The following is a 24,531-nucleotide window of genomic DNA, read 5'->3' on the forward strand; positions in this document are numbered from 1 at the left end:
TACACGTACGCCTTATTCTTCCCATATAAAAGCAGTTTACAACCCATAAGGCATTCTTCCTGCACGCGGCATGGCTGGTTCAGTCTTCCGACCATTGACCAATATTCCTCACTGCTGCCTCCCGTAGGAGTCTGGTCCCTGTCTCAGTACCAGTGTGGGGGATCTCCCTCTCAGGACCCCTACCTATCGTAGCCTTGGGGTGCCGTTACCACTCCAACTAGCTAATAGGACGCATGCCCATCTTTCACCACCTCAGTTTTAATTATCAAATGATGCCATCCAATAATATTATGGGGTATTAATCCAAATTTCTTCGGGCTATCCCCCTGTGAAAGGTAGGTTGCATACGCGTTACGCACCCGTGCGCCGGTTTCTGCCCCGAAGGGCTTCTCCCTCGACTTGCATGTGTTAGGCCTGCCGCTAGCGTTCATCCTGAGCCAGGATCAAACTCTTCATCGTTAAATCTTTAAATCTCTTTTGACTCGTATAAAGCCCGCTTAGTCTAAATCTTTCTGTGCTGTATTATCAATATTTCTTAATGAACTTAGTCGCTTTGTTTGCGGGTGCAAAGGTACAACCTTTTTTTTAATTGACCAAATCTTTTTTCAAAAATTTTTTCTCGGTCTCTTTTTTTTACTCGCCATTTTTGCGGGTGCAAAGGTACAACCTTTTTTTCAATTGACCAAATCTTTTTTAAAAAAAATTTTAGTCTCTTTCGCTGCGCTCGCTCGTTTTGAAAGCGGGTGCAAAAGTACAACCTTTTTTTGAAACTACCAAATCTTTTTTTAAAAATATTTTTTTGGTCTATTTTAATGAACTCACTCCCTTTTCGAAAGCGGGTGCAAAAGTACAACTTCTTTTTAAACTGACAAAATATTTCAACAAGAATTTTTGAATTATTTTTTAAGTGGTTGATAATCAGTATACCACTAACCCCAGAAGTTGATAAAAATCTGATTCCCTCTAGCTCCGAAGGGGGAACTGGAGGGGAGGAAATTAGTAGAAAGTGGCTATTTGGCTCTTTGTCTTATTATTTTTTATTTCCATAATCGGCGGGGATTTCGCCCCAAAGTTGGGTTTCCCACTTAAGAATAGGATTGGTATAGGTATGCGTATGGAGCCACTTCTCGGCACGTTCTATCAGTTCAAAGACTTTTTGGTTGGCCGCTTCCATAGGAAGTTTGGTCTTGCACTTCTTTTGTTTTACCCATGAGATAGCAATTTTGCTATCAGAATAAATGGTACGGCTATCCCCCGATAAGGCCAACTGTGCTAGGGCATGTACAATAGCCAAGAACTCTCCTATATTATTAGTGGCCTTGGCAAAGGGGCCTTGGGAGAAATAAATTGTTCCAGTAGAGAGGTCAATAGCGCGATAGTACATAGTTCCTGGATTCCCGCTACAAGCGGCATCTACCGCAATACTATGGGTATTGTAGGGAAGCTTTTCCCCGAAAGTAGGGGGTGTAGGTGTATTTTTTTTTCCTACATGTGCCCAATAGTTCTCATGGAATGCCTTTTGTGCTGCTTCTTTAGTAGGAAAGGACTTATATTTGGCTGTAGGATAGCCCGATATATTCTTCTTACACTCCTCCCAAGAAGAAAAAACGCCTACATTATAGCCCTCCCATACGGTATAGTATTTCTTTGCCATAGTTATTTGAGTGAATAGTAACGAGATAGGACATCGGTAAGGCTACGGATGGAATTTTTCGTCCATTGTAGGCGCAAAAGCAGCTGCTCTTCTTCTGAAAGTTGCCAATTAAGCGCTGAACTACGCAGTTTGGTGGTGAGGTATTGGAGTATTATGGCTACACTAACCGAGATATTAAGACTTTCGGTAAAGCCGACCATAGGTATAGTTAAGAAAACATCGGCCTGGGAGATCACCTGTTGGGAAAGGCCATCTCTTTCTGTACCAAAGAAAAAGGCGCTTTTGGGGGTTATATCAAACTCTTGCAGAGGTACCGCTGTAGGGGCAGGCAGAGTGGCCACAATCTGATAACCCTGTGCCTTGAGAGTATCTATACAGGGCTGTACCTGTGCATACCGATGGGTGGTCACCCATTTCTCGGCACCCATAGCAATTTTGGCATCCAAGCGTTTGCCATATTTTTCCTCTATCATGTGCGCTGTCTGTACACCAAAAACCTCACAGGTGCGAATCACCGCGCTGGCATTGTGCATTTGGAAAATATCTTCTATGGCTACGGTAAAGTGTTGGGTTCTATTGGAGAGAATCTCAGTGAACCGCTCCTTGCGCTCGTGGGTAATAAAATCCTCTAAATAAGTGAGTAATCGCTGTTCTTCAGTCATTGTTTTAGTATTTCTGTTTGACAAAAATTGCCCCTATTCTTCTGAGGAATTGGTAGATTTTTGCTTTTATAGAGTCTATCTTTTCATCTATTAGAGCCTCTTTGCGCATGTATAAGAAAGTAATAAGTATGGTTACTATCACAAAGAGAATCGCTCCTATGATTGCCTGCCATGGGGTGAGCTGATCGTGAAAATAGCGATATAGCCCCATTCCTGTAAAGCTCCCATATAGGATTATATAATGAATCACATAGATAGAAAGGGTATTTTGTCCTATTTTCTGCAATGTTGGGGAGGTGATCACATGCCGAAGAATCATAAAGAGAGCAAAAAAGAGTAGCACATTGCCTATACGCTTTATCAGATAGTCTCCATGAGCAATCAGTTGTAAGGAATGTATCTGTAGGGTATCGGCTATTTTACCCATCCAATAGGGAAAAGTAATCAGTATCACTCCCAAAAGGATATACCATATTATCATATTGCGATACAAGTGGGGATTTTCTCGATTTTTATAGAAGAGAAAGCCCATAAAGCCTCCTAAGGAAGCATAACCAAACCAAGGAAATATGGTAAATACCGAGTCATTTTCCTTGGTAAAATAGTTAGCCAAGGCCATAGGCAAATATTCGTAGGTTAGATGACTATAGATTGGTTCAAAGAAAAAGGCGACAAAGGTTGTCCCCAGCAGCATGATCGACATACGCAATCGGTTTTTCCTTCGGTAGGTGAGCAGATAAAAGGCGATAAGAAAGAGCAGGGAAAGGCCTATGCAGTGAAGCACATCTACTCGCCTGACATTCATATCGGTATAACCAGGGGTGAAGAGGTTAAGTATGTTGGCACGTAGCAGGTAGGCAATGATGATTAGGTTGATACCTCGCCTTACCCCTTTTTGTACACGCACATGATTCCAACCCATTTTGGCTGGATTCTGTTCCTTGATCAGCAAGTAGGTAAAGATAAAGCCCGAAACAGTAAAGAACACAGGGGCTGTCATACCTCTGATATAGTGCCAAGTGGCATAGAACAAGTTATTCTCATCACGATACTCAGGAGCCAGCAAGCCGTCTATAAAATGCCCTTCGAGCATCATACAGATAGCAAAAGCCCTGATAATATCTATAAAAATCAGTCGCGAAGTGGTTTGTTTCATTTTATTGGATTTGCAAAAAAGGATTCAGGCGCTTTTCTTCTCCTATAGTAGTGGGCGCACCATGTCCACTATATACCTCCGTTGCATGAGGTAAGGAGAGCAGTTGGGTGCGAATACTATGTAGGAGTTGGTCATAATCCCCCTTGTAGAGGTCAGTACGGCCTATGCTTCGGCGGAAAAGCGCATCGCCTGAGATAATTTTGTGTTGGCTCTCTATATAAAAGGCTACACTCCCTGGCGAATGTCCTGGTACGAAGCGTAGCGTAATGGGCGTATCCTCCAAGTGAAGGATGGTATGCTCATCTACAAACACATAATCTCCGTCAAACTCAGGAAAATCAAAACCAAAAAGGCGTGCATCCAAGGGGTTACGCTCCAAGACCTCTTGTTCGTTAGGATGCAGATGCACAGGCAAAGCAAAAGTATCACAGGCCCATTGTAGACCAAAGACATGGTCTATATGCGCATGGGTTAGCAGGATTTTCTCCACGGTAAGCCCTTTTTCCTTGATAAAATCTCGGAGCTTTACCTGCTCTGAGTGAATAGCACAACCAGGGTCTATTAGGAAAGCCTTGCCTTGTGCTCCATATAATATATAGGTGTTTTCCGAAAACGGATTGAACGTAAATGACTGTAATGTAAGCATTTTTGCAAAAGTAAAAGATACATTTTTCGAAACTGCAAAGATACTATATTTTGCAAATACAAGCAAAATCTTTGTCCTTAAAAAATTTTGCTAAAAAACCGTCTTTGCTTTTTCTCTTATCCAAGATTTTTTTGTACTTTTGCCTTTCTTATCATCTGTATATGTCAATTGTATTCCAACATAACCAATCCGCGCATTGTGAGAACGGTACAGCTTCTAACCTATTGAACTACTATGGGTTGAAGCTCAGTGAGCCTATGATCTTCGGGATTGGCTCTGGACTATTGTTCTTTTATTTTCCTTGGCTGAAAGTCAATCAGGCGCCTGCTATCAGTTATCGCACCATGCCTGGACATATTTTTTCCAAGGTTGCCCGCAGGCTGGGGTTTCGTGTAAAGCGTGAGCGGTTCTCCTCTCCGCAGAAGGCACAGCAGGCCTTAGATGAGAAACTACAGGCGGGCATGCCTGTAGGCTTACAAGTGGGGGTGTATCATCTGACCTATTTCCCCGATGCGTACCGCTTTCACTTCAATGCGCATAACTTGGTCGTATATGGCAAGGAAGCAGATACCTACCTTATCAGTGATCCTGTAATGGAACAACCTACAAGGCTTAGCTCTCAGGAACTTGAGAAGGTACGCTTTGCCCAAGGCACCCTAGCGCCTAAAGGACATATGTATTTCCCTACACACCTCCCCAAGCAGATAGACTTAAAGGAGGCTATTGGCAAGGGTATCAAGGATACTTGCAGCCAGATGCTCGCCCCTGTACCTATTGTTGGGGTCAGGGCAATCAGGTGGGTAAGCAAAGATATATTGCGCTGGTATGACAAGCGAGGGGTCAAAATCACCAATCACTACCTTGCCCAAATGATCCGTATGCAAGAGGAAATAGGCACTGGTGGAGGTGGCTTTCGCTTTATCTATGGGGCTTTCCTTGAGGAAGCCGCAGAGGTGCTCAAATGCGATGCCCTAAAGGAATGTTCCCAAGAGATTACGGCCATCGGCGATCTATGGCGTGATTTTGCAGTGGAGGTAGCACGCTTATATAAGAACCGCAACCAGGCGCATCGCGCCGCTTATGAGGGGCTTTCACAGAGGCTCTCTCAGATCGCCCAGCGCGAAGAGGCTTTTTATAAAAAACTTAGGAAAGTGATTAGTGGTTAGTAACTCAAAATTCAAAACTTAAAACTTAAATAAGATGACAAAGAAACAATATAGTGTAAAAGAAGTATTTGACAGTCACATCAAGGATGGAGCGGTAGCCAAGCATACAGGCTTTCTCCTGCTGTATGACTTGGTGCGCTACTTCCGTCCTAAGCGTGTGAGTTATAACATTTCTCTTTTGGAACTTATCGGCTATCTGCAGGAGAACCCAGAACAGTGCAAGATCTTAGGAGCGTATATCAAGGACTTACTCTCTGGACGACAGTTTGGCCGAATGATCTCTGAGGTGGGAATCCTACAGGATTCGAGTTTCTTTTATGAACTCAACAGACGCTTTTCGGCCAAGATACTCCCCTTTCAGCCTGAAAAAGATACCTTACAATATATCCTCAACCAAGTGTTCTACCTACAGACAGACTATCTGTGGATCGAGCGCATAGACCGCAAGGAGTTTCGTCTGCTCTTTGAGCTTTTAGGCTTTCATGATCTTTTTGCTCAGGAAGAACATCAGCATAACAGCCTTACCCAACTCTGTGAAGCCATTGGGCTAATCACTCAGCGTATGAGTGGACGCACCTTGGAGTCGGATATTATCCATATGGTGCCTGAATACAGCTATTTGGAAAGTCCTTTTTTGAGCTTTGAACGAGAGTTTGACAGCATGCGTGAGCCTATTCTCCAAGGCGAACCCCTCAATGAGGAAAACCTTAACTACAAACAGCTGATGGTGCTCTTCCATCAGTGTCAGGATTTTGTTCAACAAGCCTACAAAAATACTTCCAAATATGGGATCACCATGCGGGTCAATCAGGGACTCTTACGCCTCAACCAACAGCTCTCACGAGTAAAAACTCTAATAGAACTACTGGTTGTCAGCAGCAAAAAGGATAAGATAGACAACACTATCTGCATGGCACTCAAGCTGATAGAATACAACTGCTATAAAAACAATATACGCACCTTTATCAAGGAAAGTACCCAAACGGTTACCTACGAGATCACCCAGTTCAACGCCTCCACAGGGGAAAAGTATATCACAGATACCCCTAAGGAGTACCTCAAGATGCTCCGAGCCAGCCTCGGTGCAGGGTTTATCGTTGGGTTCTTATGTATCTTCAAGGCGCTATTACACGAAGTACATGCCAGTGCTTTTGGTCATGCTTTCCTCTATAGTATGAACTATGCCTTTGGTTTTATCCTGATCTACCTGACAGGCTCTGCACTGGCCACCAAGCAGCCTTCTATGACCGCCACCACTCTTGCCCGTGTGGTAGAAGAAGGTATGAAGAAACAATGTAAGGAAGAGGAAAAGCACAGCGAGTTTGCCATGTTCTTCGCCCGCTTGTGGCGTTCGCAATTCATTGCCTTTGTAGGGAATGTCATTATGGCCTTTGCCGTTGCCCTGCTCTTGGTATGGGGCGCGGAACGACTTTGGGGAATGAATATAGTAGCACATAGCTGGGACAAACTCCTAACAGACGCTTCTCCTATACACTCCAAACTCATCTTACATGCCGCTATCGCTGGAGTATTCCTCTTTATCTCGGGTATTATTGCAGGAAATGTCTCCAACAAGCAAAAGCACAACCAATTTGCTTACCGTATAGAGGAACATCCTATCCTAAAACGCGCCTTAGGGGTCAAGAGAACCAAAAAATTAGCTGCTTGGCTTGACCACAAGCGCCCAGGGATTCTATCCAACTTCTGGTTTGGGGTATTCATGGGGAGTACTGCCTCTATAGGAACTTTCTTTGACCTTGATTTGGATATACGCCACATCACATTTGTAAGTGGAAATATTGCTATGGGGCTTTATGGTGCTGCTTTCCACCTAGTCTGGAGCATGTGGATATGGATTTTCGTTGGCTTAGTTATCGTAGGGTTTATCAACTTTATTGTAAGCTTTGGCCTCTCTCTTTGGGTGGCTTTCCGCTCTAGAAATATCCCTGATTCGGAGATCTTCGCGCTTATCAAGGCTGTATGGAGACACTTCAAAAAGGCACCTATGAGCTTTGTACTCCCTAAACGGTCGTCAGTGGTTAGTGATTAGTGGTTAGTGATTAGTGGTTAGTGATTAGTGGTTAGTAACTTAAAACTTAAAAACTCCCCATGCGTTTCCTTCTTTTTCCTTTTGCTATTCTTTATGGAATAGCGGTGCGTTTGCGGCACTTCTTATATGATAGGGGGTGGCTTCACTCGAAGCAGTACCCCTTCCCTACCCTATGTGTGGGCAACTTGGCTGTAGGGGGTACGGGAAAGACCCCTATGGTGGAGTACTTGGTACGCCTATTGGGAGAGGAGCAAGTGGCTATTCTTAGCCGTGGATATAGGCGTAAGACGAAAGGTTTTATTCTTGCCGATACTTCATCTACAGCACTTACCCTAGGCGATGAGCCTTTCCAGTACCACCGCAAATTCCCCAAGGCAACCGTGGCAGTATGCGAAAGTCGCCAAGAGGGTATCGAGCGACTGCTCCAAAACCCTCACTTTCGGGTAATCCTCTTGGACGATGCTTTCCAACACCGCAAGGTACAAGCTGGGCTAAACCTGCTACTGACTTCCTACGACAAGCTCTATACCAAGGACTTTCTACTGCCTATAGGCTCGCTTAGGGACATACGCTCCCGTGCACGCAAAGCACAGATTATTTTGGTTACCAAGTGCCCAGAACTATCTGAAGAAGCACAACAAAAAATCATACAACAGCTCCACCCCCTACCCCATCAGCAGGTATTCTTTACCCGCATTGCCTATGCTACAAAGGTATGTCGGGACGGAGACAGCCTACCTTTGGAAGATTTCCTTTCTGCACCCTTTACTCTTGTAACAGGTATTGCCAAACCTACTCCCTTGGTTACTTTCTTGCAAAGCAAAGGAGCTCACTTCACACACCTATCCTATGGTGATCACCATCATTTTTCAGCAAAAGAAATCGCCTTCTTGAGCCAACAAGGACGACTGCTCACCACAGAGAAAGATTATGTACGCTTGGGCTTTGCGCTCCCCCAACTCTACTACCTCCCCATAGAAACCCAATTCCTCAACGAGAAAGACAAGGAAATGTTTGACAAAATAGTTTTGAGCTTTGAGTTTTAAGCATTCTTTGAGTCTTTATAAAAACATGATTATCAAAGGAGTAGAGACAATTATATCTCCCTATTCTTCAAGAAATAACAGATTGAGTATTAGAAAGTTAGTTAACAACATTTAACTATTGATTCGTATTACTCATCCTCCTCTTCAAAAAATACAAATAACTCTTTTAAAAATTAAAAAAAAATCTTATTTTTGCCATGTAATAAACCTAGATTCAATAATCACAATTATGGCAATAATAGACTTAGTCAGTTGGTCTCCACAAGGGAATAAAACTATATATGCTTGGCGATTTCCTCAAACCAACTTATCTACTTATACACAGCTAATTGTACAAGAATCACAAGAAGCTGTTCTATTCTCCAAGGGGCAAATCGTAGGCAAGTTTGGCCCTGGTAGGCATACCCTCAACACAGAAAACCTTCCTATTCTCAGGAGTTTATACGGAATCCCTTTTGGCGGAAAGAATCCTTTTACGGCTGAAGTTTGGTTTGTAAACAAGGTTCAAACCTTCAGTATTGATTGGGCTGTAAGCCAAATGCCGATTCATGATCCTGACTATAACACCCAACTTCCTTTGGTAGCTGGGGGGCGTTATGGGTTAAAGGTCAATGATGCTGAAAAATTCTTGATACGCGCCGTTGGGGCTAAATCGGAATATACACAGGACGACCTTACTGAACAGTTTTTCGGTGAGTTCTCCACTAAAACCAAATCCCAAATTGCTCAGTACGTCATCAAACATCGTGTGGGTTTCAAGTACTTATCCGCTTTTTTAGATGAGATTTCCGACTATCTGAAAAATGTACTCAATCCTTTTTGGGATAACTTGGGCTTAGAACTCTTACAGTTCAATATCACCTCTATCGATATAGACAAAACCACCGAAGAGGGGCGCAAAGTAGCCGAAGCTATTGCTACTCAAGCTTCTATGTCTATCACAGGACATACTTGGCAACAAGAACAGATGTTCAACACGGCTAACAATGCCATTGATGGTTTCGGTAGTGGCAATGGAGGACTCCTAGGAGGACTTATGGCCATGAGTATGATGGGGGGAATGGGCGGCAATGGAGCCGTGGGAGGCAGCATGATGCAACCCCAATACAACCAACCCAATTTCCAAGGAGGAACAGGAAATATCCAAGGACAGGAACAGGAACAAGGACAAGTCAAGATGGTTTATTGTTCCAACTGCGCCAAGAAGTTCCCAAGCACTTCACGCTTTTGTCCACATTGTGGTGATCCCTATAATCCCTGCCCCAAGTGTGGAACTGACAATGACCTCTCGGCCAAGCGCTGTGTGAGTTGTGGCACCCTACTGCAACAAAGCAATAGTACTTGCCCTCATTGTAATGCGCCCTTAGCCGAAGGGGCTACTTTCTGTGGAAACTGTGGCAAACAAGTACAATCCAGTGATACTTGTAGCCGTTGTGGTACCCCCCTTCCGCCTCATGTGAAGTTCTGCCCTAAGTGTGGTAACAAAAGATAATAATCACTATAATTATGGATACAAAAAAAACACTTACCCTTTTGGCGCTGCTCATTGGTGAGGCTATCATCATAGCGGGATTTGTGCTATTCGCTGGACACTGGGAGAATAGTATTCTAGTGCTAAACATCTTAGTAGCCTCCCTTATCTACGGGCTTTGCTTTGCAGAGGTGTTATCACCTTGGGGCAATTTTTCCAATCCCTCTCAGCAGAAGGTAGGCTCCTTAGGACTGCGTTGGTTCTCTATTGGCCTCTATGCTATCTGTGCTATAGGGGTCATGGTCGCGGCTAATCTCTTTTTCTTATGGACTTTCTTCCTACAATTGTTAGTACAAGGAGGGCTTATCTCACTGCTTCTGTTGAGCGTTGTAAGTTTCTTATTGGCCTCTGACAAGGTAGCCGAGGTACATTCTCAACAAGCCCTACAACGCAATGGCATTTCGAATATGAAAAAGGCGATCCAAGCACTAAAAAATAGTACTGAAAAGGTAGCAAACCTGCCTGAATCTCTTAGCAAGCGAATCCTTTCTCTTGAGGAAAACCTGCGTTTCCTCTCCCCTGCCCATACAGCCGAGGCTCAAGAGACAGAACAACTTTTTATGCAAACCGCTGAAGATATGCTACTTGCTATGCCCAACTATGCCCTTAATAAGGATACTATAGAAGGCCAACTCCTAAAGCTCGAACGCTTATTCCAAGATAGAAAAAAACTTTATTCAAATTAACATATATGACTGGCAAAATTTTTCCCGAATCCAACAATATCTACCAAGATCAAGCTAAGATATTATTCAATTATTACAGCCAAGCCGCTGAAAAAATCGTTGCAGAAGAGGAACGAATAGAAAAACAAATCGCTATCCTAGAAGAAGAAAAAGCTGTTTTACAGAAAAAAATAGCTGATCTATGGGTATGGTTCCTTACCCTTATCCTTTTTTTCGTTTATTTTATCAAGAAGAAAGCATTTGAAAAAGAAATCGCTGAAAAAGATAGCCGTATTGCTGAGTTTCAAAAGCAGTATAAGGAGATCTTCCGTGACTATAAGGTGAGCAAGTTGGGCGTGGCTTATGTACCCGTAGCCGACCAGATTAAGTATGAGGACAAGAGTTTTATCGTGGATTATACCGGCCGTGTAGCCGAATCGGAAGTAACCCTACAGATACCTCGCCAAAATGACCTCTTGATAGAGACCATCGGTACGCTAAATAACCTCTCCTCCGAAGCTCCTATTGTGGAAACTTCCGCCGATACTGAGACTATAGAAACCGATGCTTATTCTACTTCCCTACAACAGCTCAACCAGTATGATTATTTCGGAAAGTTAGAACGCTCCCTTAGAACCATCTCTTATTGTATGGACGAGCTGGACACCTCTTCTGTATCCCTACCTTTGGTAGCCGACAAAAGCGAATACCTACAACAGCTCAACGAATTTACTACCGATAATATCCCGCCGAGCTCCCCTGTTATCGAGGTATTCAATAAGGAAAAATACACTCAGAGCGTAAACAAATTCCAGGAAATCAACAAATTAAAAGATTCTCTTTCTACCAAAACACAACAATTCGAGGAAGTCCTCAAGAGCCTAATGATGACCATGGCCAATTCTGTACAGGCTATCTCCGCCCTTAAGGTAGCCTCAACCGATAAGGTGATCAATGAATCCAATAGAATACTATACCAAATTCTTAAGTCTCCCTACAACCACTATTCGCCTATTTTAGAACATGAGGAGATTGAGCGTATCCGTCAGGAAAAATTCGACTATAGCGATTCTATGCAGGGTTATCAGCCTTTCCAGCTCAAGCCTAGTTCACGTGTACACTACAACCTGCTTACAGGTATGTGGACAGCCGAGGATGGTAGTACCACTCATATGCCCTTCGGAGTTCACCAAATCTACGAGGAGATCGTCGCTCCTATAGTACAAAATCTTATGCAGGAGAACCGCATAGAGCGCCTTAAGATATACAACCATATCAAAGACCAAAAAATGAGCTACCTCAATAAGTGGCATCAGGATGTAGAGGCCTTCTATAGGGCAAGCCGTGCCGAAAGCTCCGATATTATCAACCTTATGCAGGAAAGTCTCCGTGAATATGTAGCCGCCTACAATGCCTTGACTAGCCTACAACGTACTGAAGATAGTATGGTTCAGTCCAATGATAACAATCTGGACACTACCATTGTCAATGTAACAGATAATTCCGCTGAAACTATTTCCGCCTTCACCCTACAATCACAGGAGTTTGCCAAAGTACAAACTGATTTCGAGGACTATATGGATCGCCTCAAAGAGGATATCGACCAAAAAGCCGAAAAATTCGGACATGTGGAATACTACGATGCCAAATTGCGCGATGGCCATTCCAACGAAATTGCAGTAGCTACCGATGAAGTACGCTTCTTGGACGAACGTCGCAAACCGCTCGCCCTTGTCAATCCGCTATTTGCCAAAACTTCTGAGCTGCCCCCTGCACCGAATGTAGAGGAAATTACCTTCGAACATATTTCGCTCAACCTTCCTGTTATTGCTAAAAATGCACTGGAAGACCTCAAGGAAGCCCAAGAGACCGAAGAAACTATTACTAACGCTTAAACCGCTGAAAATATGGCTCGTATAGATTGCTTACTGGATACAAAGCCTATGGCTCACGAGATGAACTCCATCTCCAATCATATCAAAGGTACTACAGCTGCTGTAGTAGCCATGCAGACTGCTGTAGTTTTAGCCGAACAAAAAGCTGCTGATCAGGTATGTAGCAACGTCAACAAAGGGTTCTATACCATGATGCGTTCGCAAATATCCCAAAAAATAGCCTCCCTACAGAGTCAGGTAGATTCCTACCTTATGCAGCTCAATGCTCAGCGCAAACAGCTCTTGGCTATCCGTACTCGTATGGAACGTGATTACAACATGATCTGTAACCGCTACATGAGGCTCTTCAACGGACTTAACCAAAACCTACGCCAGCGTGTCTTCGAACTGGATAAACCAACCATCGATTTTGCTGTACGCGAAGTGGAGCGTGTCTCCAACAGAACCAAATACCTTACCGCTACCGTTCCTGTCGCTCAAGTGGAATCCTTGGCCGATAGCCAAAAAATTCTAGCTTCTAATATCAAAAACCGAGGGGCCAAAGTAATAGCTTCCATGAGTGCCTTCCTTTCGGCTTCTCTCCAGCAGAAGAAACTTACCGATAAGGTGCTCCTAACCCACAACCATGCACAGACAGAATCCTTGGCTATACCTGTACTTATTAGCGAATGCAATTTCGATAAGTTCGATACCAAAAACCTCGATATCTTCATTTGCGAATCCCTCCTAAGTGCCCCCGCTCAGAGTGCTGTACGCAACACCCTAAACCAACAGCTCGAATCCCTCCAATGGGAAAAACAAACCCAAAACGATAAGGAAATAAAGAGTGAATTTAGCAAACTTATTGCTGCCTCCACTGCCCCTGATCGGGTAAAGGAACTCGCACAAAAACTATTTGCTAACAACCCTTTTCAAACCATTAAAAATCAATAACTTATGAGTTACACTAGAACATTTAGTAAGGATATAAGAATTTCATATTCGGGAACCGTAAGTTATCCCCCTTCCAAGACGGGAGGAGTTAGAACCTATAGTGGCACCGCTACCGAAACGGTACATGTGAATATAGAAGTGGATACGCTCCCCTTCGATGAGAGTGTCGTGAATTGTACTCATACGGTCAATGGACTGACCTCCTCGGTGACAGCTACCGAAGCGGCTCAGATCGTGGCCATCGACAAAAATGCTCAAAAAGTAGGTAGTACTATTATCAATGGGTTTTTCAATACTATCCGCTTGGAAATCGACCAGCAGATCATGCAACTCAATACCCGAATCGAGGCTACTCTCTTGCACCTACGCGAATTGGGTAAACGCTGTGTGGAAAAACAAAAACAGATGGAGCGAGATTACCATAATATCGCTAATCGTTATCAGAAGATATTCAATGACCTCAATCAAGAGTTGTCCAACCGTATCCAACAGTTGGATAAGCCCATCTTCCTTTTCAAGCAACAAAGTGATGACCAACAAAGCCGTACCATAGGCAATGACTTAGCTTCGACTGCTACCGTATTTGCAAGCGAAGGGGCGGACTTGCAAGCTCGTATCAGTGCCTCTATTACCAAAAAAAGAGCTTTCGATTCTTTGGGAAAAGCCAATACTTTCCTATGGAAACAAAAAAGATTAGAGGAGACTATCGATAAGAATATGCTTGAGGAAGCGACACAAGGAACTCGATATGCTCCAGTATGCTTTGTGGAAACTCAAGGAGATAATAATCAAATCGATAAAAAAGTATATCCCTCCCAGCTACTCTCTGAGGTAACCCCTAACGAACTGCTTAGTTCTTTCGAAGAAAAGGCTTGGGACAACCTCCCTAAAGAAGAAAGCGGACAGATAAGTAGGTATTTTAACGCCGAACTTAACCAGAAATACAATCAAGGGGATACCCATACTTCTCGCGTAAGAGAACATATCCTCAAATTACTAAATTTCAATCATATAAAAAGCCTATAATCATGAATGAACTAAAAGAAATTCGTTTCAATGAGAGTAATATACAGCTAAAAGATAACTTAGTCAAAGGAAGTATCCTTCCTGAAAAAGTAGCCGAACTCACCCGTACCATTACCGTACAAGGCAATACAATTATCGAAGGACCTGTCTTTGCTCATAAGCTGGAAATACAAAACGGAAATCTCGAAATACAAGGTGCAGTATTCACCCAGCTGGAACTCTATGTCAATAGTGAAGCCCAAGGGGATATTACCTTTAAGAAGAGTGTAGGGTCAGCCAACTCTATCGTATCAAGAGCCTCCCTAGTTAAACCTGTTTTCCACTCGGATATCAATGCCAAGAGTGTCACCCTCTACAATGCCTTTGTAGCAGGAAGTATCTATGCCGATGAGGTTATCTTGGAAAACTCTGTTGTATGTGGCGGGGTATTCTCTACCCAACAGATAGAGTTAAAGAACTGTATTGTAGGCACTTTCAATGCTCCTTCGGTACGAGTAGAAGGGCTGTTATACCTGTTGCTCCCTAGTGCTTTTTCTATAGAAAAGATGCTTACCACTGCTGATACGAGACTTTATAACCTAAGCCTAGCCGACCTCGGCGCTCTATACAGGGGACTCGAACAAGCGCCTAACTCTGGAAAAATAGCTATGGATATTCAGACCGATGAGGTCAAGTCCTCCCTCTCCGATCAGGATATACAGAAAACACTACGTAGCTATACCGTAATTGGTAAGGTATTGGCGGCTGACCTACTTGATACCGATAAGTTCCAAAACCATTTCCTCCTTACGGCTGCCAGCCTCGGAAGTCAATTGCTCAAAACCTATGACTTAGGCCCTAACAAAGAGGGGGAACCCTCCTTGCTGACTATAGAAAACATTCGAGATTTCTTCTTTGATATCCTCAATGGAAAAATTGATATTCAAGAGATCAATGGCAAGTTCAATATCTCTGATATAACAGGCAAATTCTAACTTGAATAATGCAAAAAATCCGACCCATTGCTGAGTCGGATTTTTTATTATGAAAAAAATAGTTTTAACCTCCAAAGTCATCAAAACGAATGTTTTCGTCAGGCATACCGAAGTCTTGTCCCATTTTCTGAACGGCCTTGTTCATCATCGGAGGACCACAGAAGTACAATTCTATATCTTCTGGTGCTTCGTGTTTGCTCAAGTATTGTTCTATTACAGCGTTGTGAACAAATCCTAAGAAACCATCGCCTTCTTTGTCATTGATGTCTTTCTTCACTTTCCAGTTGTCTTCTGGTAGTGGTTCAGAAAGCACGATAAAGAACCTGAAGTTAGGGAACTCACGCTCTAGTTCACGGAAGTGCTCTACATAGAAGAGTTCTCGCTTAGAACGACCTCCGTACCAGTAAGTTACGGTACGTTTTGTCTTCAAGGTTTTGAACAAGTGGTATAGGTGCGAACGCATAGGCGCCATACCTGCTCCCCCACCTACGTACAACATCTCAGCATCAGAGTCATTGATAAAGAACTCTCCATAAGGCCCTGAAATGGTTACTTTGTCTCCTGGCTTACGAGAGAAGATGTAAGAAGAGGCTACCCCTGGATTTACATCCATCCAGCCGCCTTTAGCTCTATCAAAAGGAGGAGTGGCGATACGTACGTTAAGCATGATTTCACGTCCTTCCGCAGGGTAAGAGGCCATAGAGTAAGCACGCTCTGCTGGTTCTGGGTTTTTCATCACCAGTGGCCATAGCTTGAACTTATCCCATTCCATCTTGAACTTCTCAGGCTCGCCTGGGTGTTCTACTGGGTGTGCGGTAATGTCAATATCGGAGTATTTTACCTCGCAAGGAGGGATTTCTATCTGGATATATCCCCCTGGTTTGTAGTCCATATCTTCTGGGATTTCCACTACAAACTCTTTGATGAAGGAGGCCACATTGTAGTTTCTCACTACGGTTGCTTCCCACTTCTTGATACCGAAGACCTGTTCAGGCACTCCGATTTTCATATCTTGTTTTACCTTCACTTGGCAGGCGAGGCGTACACCCTCTTTGAGTTCTTTTTTCGTAAAGTGAGGAGTTTCGGTAGGGAGTGCTTCTCCCCCACCCTCATACACGTGGCATTCGCACTGCAAGCAAGATCCCTTACCCCCACAAGCAGATGGGAGGAAGATCTTCTCGTTACCCAAGGTAGAGAGCAAGGAACCACCTATGGGAACTTCTATTACCTTATCATTATTGATGGTAATCTTCACTGGCCCCGATGGGGTTAGTTTTTGTTTTACATAAAGCAAAATCGCCACTAACAAGAGGATTATCACTAATAATCCTACCACCGTTACCGTAATAGTTGTTAATATTTCACTTGCTAAAATCATTACTTAAGTCTTTTGTGTTATTGGCTAATTTATCAGTTTTTACTTCTTGTTGAACGGTTGTAGTCTCTTTCTTAGGTTCTTCCTTCTTGCTGCTACCACCGGTGAGCATACCACCAAAGCTCATAAAGCCAATGGCCATAAGCCCTGTGGTGATGAAGGTAATCCCTAAGCCTCGCAAAGGTGCTGGTACATGAGAATAACGTATTTTCTCACGAATGGCAGCCAAAGCCAAGATCGCAATAGCCCAACCCAGTCCTGAGCTGAATCCGTAGGCTACAGATAATCCAAAGGAGTGGATAGTTTCCTCACGAGATTGCATAAAGAGTGATCCACCTAAGATCGCACAGTTCACCGCAATAAGTGGCAAGAAGATACCCAAAGAGTTATACAAGGAAGGAGAGAACTTCTCTACGATGATCTCAACCAACTGTACCATGGTAGCTACCGTTGCGATAAAGAGAATGTAAGTGAGGAAGCTCAAGTCATAAGAGGCATATTCCGCTCCGAGCCATGATAAGGCACCTTCTTTGAGAATATACTGGTTAAGCAAGTAGTTCATAGGCACGGTAAGAGTTTGTACGAAAACTACAGCCGCTCCCAAGCCTATAGCGGTAGATACCTTTTTGGATACCGCCAAGAACGAACACATACCCAAGAAGGTAGCGAAAACCATATTCTCCGAGAATATAGATTTAAATATCAGTGTTAAATATTCTAACATTTTCTTTTCGTTTTAAGTGATTAATGACCTTCTTCTATAAGGGCTTTGTTACGTGAACGCTGTACCCATACTACAATACCATAGGTTACCAAGGCCATAGGGGCCAAAAGCATAAAGCCGTTGTTTTCATAACCCAAGGCATACACGCCTGTCTTCTTGATAGGGTCGCCTAATACTTGGAAACCAAGTATAGTACCAGAACCTAAGAGTTCTCTGAAGAAGGCTACAATAAGCAAGGCGATAGAGTACCCTCCTGCGTTTCCAAGAGCGTCAAGGAAAGACTTCCCTGGAGGATTCCCCAAGGCAAAAGCCTCAAAACGTCCCATCAAAATACAGTTGGTGATGATAAGCCCCACATATACCGATAGCTGTTTGCTTAGGTCATATACATAGGCTTTGAGCACGAAATCCACCACAATTACCAAGGCAGCCGCTACGATGAGCTGGGCGATGATACGAATCTTAGGTGGTATCACATTTCTAAGCAAAGAAATGGCTACGTTCCCCATGGCCAATACGAAGGTAAAGGAAAGGCTCATCACGATTGCCGCTTTGAGCTGTGCGGTAATGGCCAGCGCGGAGCAGATCCCCAATACCTGTACCGTTACGGGGTTATTATCCCATAGGGGATCAGTTACTAATTTAATATCTTTTTTTGTTAGTCCCATAGTCTTATTGGTTTAAACTTTTAATATAGGCTACATAAGGGGAAAGTCCGTGTGCGATCATCTCTGCTACCCCGTTTCCGGTAAGGGTGGCTCCAGCGATGGCATCTACCTTTCCGTCCTCTTTACGTTTGTTTTCTGGGTCTGCGTTGCTCTTTGAGATCTGAACACTCTGGAAGGCGCCATTGGCATCCAAGACATGCTCTCCTATGAAGTCATCCATAAAGAAGCGTTCCTTGATATTGGCTCCCAAACCGGCAGTCTCTCCCTTGTGGTCAAAGAATACTCCTTGTATCACAAAGTCCTTATCTACGGCTATATAGCCCCAGATAGCATCCCACAATCCACGCCCATTTACAGGAATGATATAGAGGGTCTTTCCGTCTTTCTCTCCTACATAGAGGGGAAGTCCTGAGCGGTGTCCGTTGAAGTTGATAAGGTCTTCAGCTCCTTTTACTTCCTTAGCAGTATTGCTCTGAGGATCTATAAGGTACTGTGCCTTTACATATTTGTCAAACTCAGTATTGGCCTCTGCGGTAGTGAGGAAAACTACTTTACCTTCCCCAAGGGCGCCTTCGTTATGATTCACACCCATGGCATAAAGGATATTTTGCTTTTTCTCCAATTTCTTGTTTTCACTGATCTGGCCGCTAAGTGCGGAAGAAATTCCCGCTAGCAAAGCCCCTACGATTACCACCATGACAATGGCGAAAATCACTGTATATGAATTACTTTCTGTCTTGACTGCCATAATTATGCGGTTTTAGTAGTTAGTTTTAAGCGTTTTTTACGGCGAGACACATTGGCCTGTACCACAAAGTGGTCTATAGTTGGAGCCAATACGTTCATCAGCAAGATAGCGAGCATCACCCCTTCTGGATAAGCAGGGTTGAAGCAACGTATCATAATGGCAAAGAAGCCTGCGAAGAAGCCGTAAATGTATTTCCCTGTGTTGGTCTGTGCCGCTGTTACTGGATCGGTAGCCATGAAGACTGCCCCGAAAGCCAAACCTCCGATAAGCAAGTGTTGATAGGCTGGTACACTCCACAAAGCATAGAACTGGGTACCTTCCATACTTGGTGCCAAGCAGTTAAAAATACTTCCCATTACAAAAGCCCCTACAAAGGTACTAAGGATAATACGCCAAGAAGCAATCTTGGTATAGATAAGGAACAAAGCACCTAAGAGGATAAGCAGTGTAGAGGTCTCCCCTACCGAACCTGGGATAAACCCATAGAAGAGGTCAGATAGCTGGTAAGTACCTGTCTGCCCTTGGGCTAAGTTTCCTAAGATGGTCTCTCCTGATACAGCATCGAGTTGTGCGCCTCCTGCAATTTCCTTGGCTCTACCTAAAGCACCTTCTACCCATACCTTGTCTCCTGTCATATAAGTAGGATAAGCGAAGAATAGGAAAGCACGGATCGTAAGGGCAGGGTTTAGGATATTCATACCTGTACCACCGAATACTTCCTTACCAATAATTACTCCGAAAGCTACTGCTACAGCAAGCATCCAAAGAGGAATGTCTATAGGTACGATAAGGGGAACTAACATCCCTGTTACTAGGTAACCTTCTTCTACTTCGTGCTTGCGGATAGTTGCAAAAATGAACTCTATTCCCAAACCTACAAGGTAGGAAACGATCACCAAGGGAAGTACTTTCATCGCCCCTATACAGAAGTTTGCCCCACTCCAGAAGTCTCCACTGAAAAAGGACATACCTGCCTGAGGTTCTAGCGTACCAAAAGCCACTTGGTGTTGGTATCCTGCATTGAAAATACCAAAAATCAAGCAGGGAATCAGCGCCATAATCACGGTGTTCATAGTCCGCTTTAGGTCATCTGCTGCCTTAATGTGAGTACCCCCGTGGGTTACCTCATTAGGCGTATAAAGGAAAGTGTGGAGCGCATTGAAGGTCGTTTCCCACTTGGTTCCCTTATACTTTTCTTTTAGTGTATGTAATTTACTTTTTAAACTCATTTTATTATGAATAAGTTAATTATTTACTTTTAGAATATAGCTTTTCAAAATGACTATAACTCTCTAAATCCTCAAAATGACGCGAATACAATTCCAGTACAGCATCCTCATATTCTTCTCTCAAATACTGATTTACATCAATAAGTTGCTTGAAATGAATACTTACTTCCTCTCCCAGTCCATTTTTATAGCTTGTCTGGCAAGATTGACCATACTTGAGAGCCAACTCCCGTGCTTCTTCTAAGGAAGAGGCTTTTATAGAAAGTAACGTCTCATCGTAAGTTTTCTCCTTCGAAACTAAGTTTTCAGTCTCTAAAAGAACTAATGCTATATACTTCATTTGAAACTTCGTCATTTCTTCTTTATGGACTTGCGAATTAGTTTTAAAGCCCAATCATAATGACTTGATGTTGCCGAAACTAAGTAAGAACCTAAAGATGTACTCCCCGTCCAGTGATACTTTTTCTTAGTGAAAAGCTCCTCATCTGTGTGTTTCTGTATAAGTTGAAACACTTTGTTATGAGTGGCTTCAAAAAGTGAGCGTATCTCAGTAAGTGACACTCCTTGACACTGCTCCCATATCTCTCGGTTGAGCTTAGGGGTGTCAGAAAAAGTATAGCCTTCTTTGGGTATTTTGGGTTTCTCACCTCGCATCCCTACCTCGTACCAGTTTAAGAATAATAAATGCCAATGATACAAGTGACCTATGACATCACAAATATTCCTATTCATAGTACCTTCGGGAAATGCTTTTTCTCGCTCTTTGTCTGATAGTGCTTCTATCAAAGAAACTAACTTTTGGTAGTTTTCTTTGGCTAAAGCCTCTAAATCTTGCTTCGTTGTGGGTCTGGCCATTATGCTATAGCAACTTTTATCCCAATTCGTCCATCATAAGATCCAAACCGTTTCTGATGATTTGCTGGTGTGGCTGTTTGGACACACATACAAACTCGGTCAAGGCAAAATCCTCAGGGGCTACTTCATAAGCTCCTAAGTTTTCCAATTCGTCCAAATCCTTATACAAGCAGGCTTTGAGCAGCTGCATAGGGTAAATATCTAGTGGGAATACCTCCTCATACATACCTGTTACTACAAAGGCACGTTGCTCTCCATTGGTATTGGTGTTGAGGTTGTATTCCTTATCTGGGTGTAGCCAAGAGAAGGTCAAAGCACGGGTAAGGGAAATCTTGTTGCTTATAGGTTTTGCCCAACCCAATAGGTCGTAGTCATTACCTTCTGGAATGGCTGTAATCTGATCATCATAGAAGCCTAAGTAAGTGTTTTCACACACCTTTCGACCGGTAAGCACATCTCCGCTGATGATACGGGTAGCGGCAGGATCTTTTACCCCTGCTCCTACTACACTCTTGATTTGTGCCCCTGCAATAGCTGTTACATAGTGAGGATTTTCCATGGAAGCTCCTGTAAGCGCTACTGTACGTGTGAGGTTTAGGTGTCCTGTAAGGAAAAGCTCGCCTATGACTACCAAGTCCTGAGGAGCAACCACCCATACTACTTCTCCCTTGTTGATAGGGCTAATTTTCGCAATTTGGGTGCTGACATTACCTGCTGGGTGTGGTCCTGAGACGTTGTGCAATACGACATCCTTAAGACTGCGGAAAGGAGAAAGAGAACTGTCCTTGAAGACAGATACATGCACCTTACCAGTGGTAAGTTTGGAAAGGGCTGTAAGAGCCACCTGCAATTCCTTTTCCTTGCCCTTGAGCACATAGTCATAATCAGGGGCTAGCGGATTGGTCTTGCAAGCCGAGATGAAAATCTCCTTAGGCTGGCTGTCAGGGCTAGCAATCACGTCGTACGGACGTTGCTTAATGAGCGGCCAAGCACCTGACTCAAGCAAGTGTTCCTTGATTTGCTCTGGTGAGAGTGAGTTTACCTCCTTCTTTCCAAAATCCTGGAAAGACTGAGTAGCATCGGGAGTAATTCTGATTTCCAGAATTTTACGGCGTTCTCCACGGATAATCTCCGTGATAGTACCACTAACGGGAGAAGGGAAGAGTACCCTTTCATCTCTTTTGTCGTAGAAAACGGCGTCTCCGGCTTTGAGTGTTGCCCCTTCGCGTGCGATGAGCTTAGGGATGACGCGGTGGAATTCAGCAGGCTTAATACCATACACAGCCGCCAGTGGAGCAGGTTTCGTAATGGCATCAGCTTTTCCTTTCAGCTGAATATCCAATCCTTTTCGAATACGGATGTCGCTTGACATAGGATATAAATTAGTTAGTTTCTTAAAAAGTCGTGCAAAAGTATTATTTTTTTTTGAATTAATTAGTATGAAAACTGACTTTTAACAGCCATGTTTCGTTATTTATACTCTTTATAAATTAGCTATAATCAGTAGTCTGTTATCAGAAGTCAGTTGTCAGTTCTAATAAACGATCTCTGTTATTGTTTTCTTAAATTCCATTTCTCACAACTCCTTGAAAACAAATATATTACCCATAAAAGCTACAAAAAGATATTGTATTTTCTTTTCCTTTCAAAAAAAAAACATATCTTTGCCCCATAATTTAAATACATTTTAAGATGAAAAAAATTCTTTTATCAGCTTTAGCTGTATTTGCATTTGGCGTTGCCAATGCTCAGGAAATTACTTCTTCTAAGGGAGAAAACTACTTACCAAAACAAGGTGATTGGTCTATCGGATTTAATGCCAATAGTGCTTTGGAATTTGTAGGAAATGCTTTCAATGGTAGTACTGGTAACAAAGTAGCTTTCAACAGCAATGATGCTACTCAACTTCCAGGATTCGATAAAAGTGTTAGCTTCGTAGGAAGAAATTTCACCTCTGATACTACTGCAGATCGTTACACTGCTAACCTTCTTTTTTCTTTTGAAAAACAAAAAGATGTAGATGCAACTAATGCATTTGGTCTTTTGGTAGGTTATGGTAAAGAATGGAGAAAAGGCTCCTCTCGTCTACAAGGTTTCTATGGAGTTGATGGTCTTGTTGGTTTCGGTTCTCCTGCTAAAAAGAACACTAACTTCCTTATTGGTGCACAAGGTTTTGCAGGTGCTGAATACTTTGTATTCCCTAAAGTAGCTTTAGGAGCACAATACTCATACGGAGTATTCTTCAAATACAAATCAGTAAACGATGCTTCTACTATTAACTTCAACATCGGTACTCCTGATAGTGGTTTCGGAACTGCTTCTGTACTCCTAAACCTTTATTTCTAAGAATTAGTTTCTTCTTTATAGAAATTAAGAAAACCGCTTCTCACAAGGGAGCGGTTTTTTTATTTATTTAAGTTTCGCAATTTCTGTAACTTATTGGATTTCAAAACATCTCTTCACATACCCAGCTGTGGGCACTCGCTGGCTATCCCCCTCCGAAAGCATGGGTATCTACATAAGTGCTTGGAAATTTCCTTATGTCCTCCCCCCTACCCCCCTCCGAAGGAGGGGGTGATTAGAGTGTTTAGGCAGCATGATTTCTTTGTATAAGTCTGAATATCTATTCTTTTATAACATATTCTGATTTTTCAGTGTCCTTGCCCCCTCCTTCGGAGGGGGAAGGGGGAGGACATTAATTTGTCATCTTCCTAAGTCGTATCGCTGTGAGTACTTTCTTGGTATAGAGTGGGAAATCCGCATTGAGCATCCAGCCAAAATAGCCTGGTTCTTCCTCTAGAATCTCCTCTACCTTGCGCCCTTTGTGTTTGCCAAAGGTAAATATCTCTTCTCCTTTTTCATTATAGGCAATAAAGCCCGCAAAATCAGCTACTTGTTTGCGAGTAGTGAAGTCACTGAGCTGTTTGATGTCATTGGGCAGGGTATCGGCATAGGTATCGAGTTGTGCCTTGAGAATCTCATAGGTAGCTGTAGTGTCGGCCTCGGCAGAGTGGGCATTGTCCAAGGATTTCTTACAATAGAACTTATAAGCGGCCGAGAGGGTACGCTGTTCCATTTTGTGGAAAATTGTCTGCACATCTACCGTTACGCGGTTCTTGAGGTCAAAATCTACCCCTGCACGTAATAGCTCCTCGGCCAGTAGGGGTATATCAAAGCGATCAGAGTTATAGCCCGCTAAGTCGGAGTCTTTGATCATTGTATGTATCTGCCTAGCAAGCTCCTTAAAAGTCGGAGCTTGGGCGACCATAGCATCGCTGATCCCATGAATATCGGTAGAGGCAGGCGGAATGGGTACGGTAGGATTCACCAGCCATGTCTTACTCTCTCTATTACCATTAGGATATACCTTAAGTACAGAGATTTCTACGATACGATCGCGGGATACATCGGTGCCTGTGGTCTCTAAATCAAAGAAACAAATCGGGCGGGTAAGGTTCAGTTCCATTAGAATGTTTTTACAAGATAAGAGAGCACAAAAGTAAGGAAAAAAAATTACATATACATCCT

Annotated in this window: 23 protein-coding genes and 1 rRNA gene; 10 read left to right on the plus strand and 14 right to left on the minus strand. The window is 43.2% G+C overall.

Annotation, left to right across the window (positions count from 1 at the left end; genetic code table 11):
* The 5 genes from HMPREF1154_RS12310 to HMPREF1154_RS12335 all read right to left on the minus strand — a co-directional run.
* Window positions 1-459: ribosomal RNA gene (locus HMPREF1154_RS12310) — 16S ribosomal RNA — on the minus strand; the annotation flags it as partial.
* 571 nt (window positions 460-1,030) lie between these two features.
* Window positions 1,031-1,654 carry a ribonuclease H1 domain-containing protein gene (locus HMPREF1154_RS12320; RefSeq protein WP_009642958.1) on the minus strand — a complete coding sequence of 208 codons (624 nt, stop codon included), beginning with the start codon at window positions 1,652-1,654 and terminating at the stop codon, window positions 1,031-1,033.
* Window positions 1,655-1,656: 2 nt separating this feature from the next.
* On the minus strand, window positions 1,657-2,316 hold the full coding sequence (locus tag HMPREF1154_RS12325) for a TrmH family RNA methyltransferase (RefSeq protein WP_009642956.1): 660 nt from the start codon (window positions 2,314-2,316) through the stop codon (window positions 1,657-1,659).
* 4 nt (window positions 2,317-2,320) lie between these two features.
* Window positions 2,321-3,472, minus strand: coding sequence for a heparan-alpha-glucosaminide N-acetyltransferase domain-containing protein (locus HMPREF1154_RS12330; RefSeq protein WP_009642950.1), 1,152 nt, complete (start codon window positions 3,470-3,472; stop codon window positions 2,321-2,323).
* Window position 3,473: 1 nt separating this feature from the next.
* Window positions 3,474-4,118 (minus strand): MBL fold metallo-hydrolase, encoded by a 645-nt coding sequence (locus HMPREF1154_RS12335; RefSeq protein WP_009642992.1) that lies wholly within the window; start codon window positions 4,116-4,118, stop codon window positions 3,474-3,476.
* 161 nt (window positions 4,119-4,279) lie between these two features.
* Between HMPREF1154_RS12335 and HMPREF1154_RS12340 the strand changes: the two genes are divergently transcribed.
* From HMPREF1154_RS12340 to HMPREF1154_RS12380, 9 genes are all read left to right on the plus strand, one after another.
* On the plus strand, window positions 4,280-5,284 hold the full coding sequence (locus HMPREF1154_RS12340; protein ID WP_034567523.1) for a BtrH N-terminal domain-containing protein: 1,005 nt from the start codon (window positions 4,280-4,282) through the stop codon (window positions 5,282-5,284).
* A gap of 34 nt (window positions 5,285-5,318) precedes the next feature.
* Window positions 5,319-7,334 (plus strand): recombinase, encoded by a 2,016-nt coding sequence (locus HMPREF1154_RS12345; RefSeq protein WP_009642972.1) that lies wholly within the window; start codon window positions 5,319-5,321, stop codon window positions 7,332-7,334.
* A gap of 59 nt (window positions 7,335-7,393) precedes the next feature.
* The gene (gene lpxK, locus HMPREF1154_RS12350; RefSeq protein WP_009642948.1) at window positions 7,394-8,380 is read left to right on the plus strand and encodes a tetraacyldisaccharide 4'-kinase; all 987 of its coding nucleotides are present in this window, start codon (window positions 7,394-7,396) and stop codon (window positions 8,378-8,380) included.
* A gap of 229 nt (window positions 8,381-8,609) precedes the next feature.
* Window positions 8,610-9,872, plus strand: coding sequence for an SPFH domain-containing protein (locus HMPREF1154_RS12355; RefSeq protein ID WP_009642977.1), 1,263 nt, complete (start codon window positions 8,610-8,612; stop codon window positions 9,870-9,872).
* A gap of 14 nt (window positions 9,873-9,886) precedes the next feature.
* Entirely contained in the window at window positions 9,887-10,597 is a 711-nt protein-coding gene (locus HMPREF1154_RS12360; RefSeq protein WP_009642970.1) for a hypothetical protein, read from the plus strand.
* A 5-nt stretch (window positions 10,598-10,602) separates the two neighbouring features.
* The gene (locus HMPREF1154_RS12365) at window positions 10,603-12,471 is read left to right on the plus strand and encodes a hypothetical protein (RefSeq protein ID WP_009642947.1); all 1,869 of its coding nucleotides are present in this window, start codon (window positions 10,603-10,605) and stop codon (window positions 12,469-12,471) included.
* Window positions 12,472-12,483: 12 nt separating this feature from the next.
* Window positions 12,484-13,404 (plus strand): hypothetical protein, encoded by a 921-nt coding sequence (locus HMPREF1154_RS12370; RefSeq protein ID WP_009642985.1) that lies wholly within the window; start codon window positions 12,484-12,486, stop codon window positions 13,402-13,404.
* A gap of 3 nt (window positions 13,405-13,407) precedes the next feature.
* Window positions 13,408-14,430 carry a hypothetical protein gene (locus HMPREF1154_RS12375; protein ID WP_009642962.1) on the plus strand — a complete coding sequence of 341 codons (1,023 nt, stop codon included), beginning with the start codon at window positions 13,408-13,410 and terminating at the stop codon, window positions 14,428-14,430.
* A gap of 2 nt (window positions 14,431-14,432) precedes the next feature.
* A complete protein-coding gene (locus tag HMPREF1154_RS12380; protein ID WP_009642975.1) occupies window positions 14,433-15,404 on the plus strand; it encodes a hypothetical protein in 972 nt (323 codons plus the stop codon).
* A gap of 64 nt (window positions 15,405-15,468) precedes the next feature.
* Here HMPREF1154_RS12380 and nqrF read toward each other — a convergent pair whose 3' ends face one another.
* From nqrF to HMPREF1154_RS12420, 8 genes are read right to left on the minus strand one after another with little or no spacing between them, the layout of a single operon-like run.
* Entirely contained in the window at window positions 15,469-16,782 is a 1,314-nt protein-coding gene (gene nqrF, locus HMPREF1154_RS12385; protein WP_009642946.1) for an NADH:ubiquinone reductase (Na(+)-transporting) subunit F, read from the minus strand.
* On the minus strand, window positions 16,766-17,503 hold the full coding sequence (nqrE, locus tag HMPREF1154_RS12390; protein WP_009642965.1) for an NADH:ubiquinone reductase (Na(+)-transporting) subunit E: 738 nt from the start codon (window positions 17,501-17,503) through the stop codon (window positions 16,766-16,768). Before nqrE ends, nqrF begins: the two co-directional genes overlap by 17 nt.
* 20 nt (window positions 17,504-17,523) lie before the next feature.
* A complete protein-coding gene (locus HMPREF1154_RS12395) occupies window positions 17,524-18,171 on the minus strand; it encodes an NADH:ubiquinone reductase (Na(+)-transporting) subunit D (RefSeq protein ID WP_009642966.1) in 648 nt (215 codons plus the stop codon).
* Window positions 18,172-18,175: 4 nt separating this feature from the next.
* Window positions 18,176-18,919 carry a Na(+)-translocating NADH-quinone reductase subunit C gene (locus HMPREF1154_RS12400; protein ID WP_009642984.1) on the minus strand — a complete coding sequence of 248 codons (744 nt, stop codon included), beginning with the start codon at window positions 18,917-18,919 and terminating at the stop codon, window positions 18,176-18,178.
* A 2-nt stretch (window positions 18,920-18,921) separates the two neighbouring features.
* Complete coding sequence (locus tag HMPREF1154_RS12405) at window positions 18,922-20,148, minus strand: NADH:ubiquinone reductase (Na(+)-transporting) subunit B (protein WP_009642952.1); 1,227 nt, start codon at window positions 20,146-20,148, stop codon at window positions 18,922-18,924.
* Between the two features lie 19 nt (window positions 20,149-20,167).
* Window positions 20,168-20,488: a DUF4288 domain-containing protein gene (locus HMPREF1154_RS12410; protein ID WP_009642957.1), complete on the minus strand. Its 321-nt coding sequence runs from the start codon at window positions 20,486-20,488 to the stop codon at window positions 20,168-20,170.
* 11 nt (window positions 20,489-20,499) lie between these two features.
* Complete coding sequence (locus HMPREF1154_RS12415) at window positions 20,500-21,003, minus strand: ClbS/DfsB family four-helix bundle protein (RefSeq protein ID WP_009642942.1); 504 nt, start codon at window positions 21,001-21,003, stop codon at window positions 20,500-20,502.
* 16 nt (window positions 21,004-21,019) lie between these two features.
* Complete coding sequence (locus tag HMPREF1154_RS12420; RefSeq protein WP_009642993.1) at window positions 21,020-22,375, minus strand: Na(+)-translocating NADH-quinone reductase subunit A; 1,356 nt, start codon at window positions 22,373-22,375, stop codon at window positions 21,020-21,022.
* A 320-nt stretch (window positions 22,376-22,695) separates the two neighbouring features.
* Here HMPREF1154_RS12420 and HMPREF1154_RS12425 point away from each other — a divergent pair, with 320 nt between their 5' ends.
* Complete coding sequence (locus HMPREF1154_RS12425) at window positions 22,696-23,349, plus strand: hypothetical protein (RefSeq protein ID WP_009642951.1); 654 nt, start codon at window positions 22,696-22,698, stop codon at window positions 23,347-23,349.
* A gap of 349 nt (window positions 23,350-23,698) precedes the next feature.
* Here HMPREF1154_RS12425 and HMPREF1154_RS12430 read toward each other — a convergent pair whose 3' ends face one another.
* Window positions 23,699-24,469, minus strand: a complete 771-nt coding sequence (locus HMPREF1154_RS12430; protein WP_009642943.1) for a 3'-5' exonuclease — start codon at window positions 24,467-24,469, stop codon at window positions 23,699-23,701.
* Window positions 24,470-24,531: the final 62 nt, after the last annotated feature.

Source organism: Capnocytophaga sp. CM59 (genome assembly GCF_000293175.1).
Classification (GTDB): Bacteria; Bacteroidota; Bacteroidia; order Flavobacteriales; family Flavobacteriaceae; genus Capnocytophaga; species Capnocytophaga granulosa.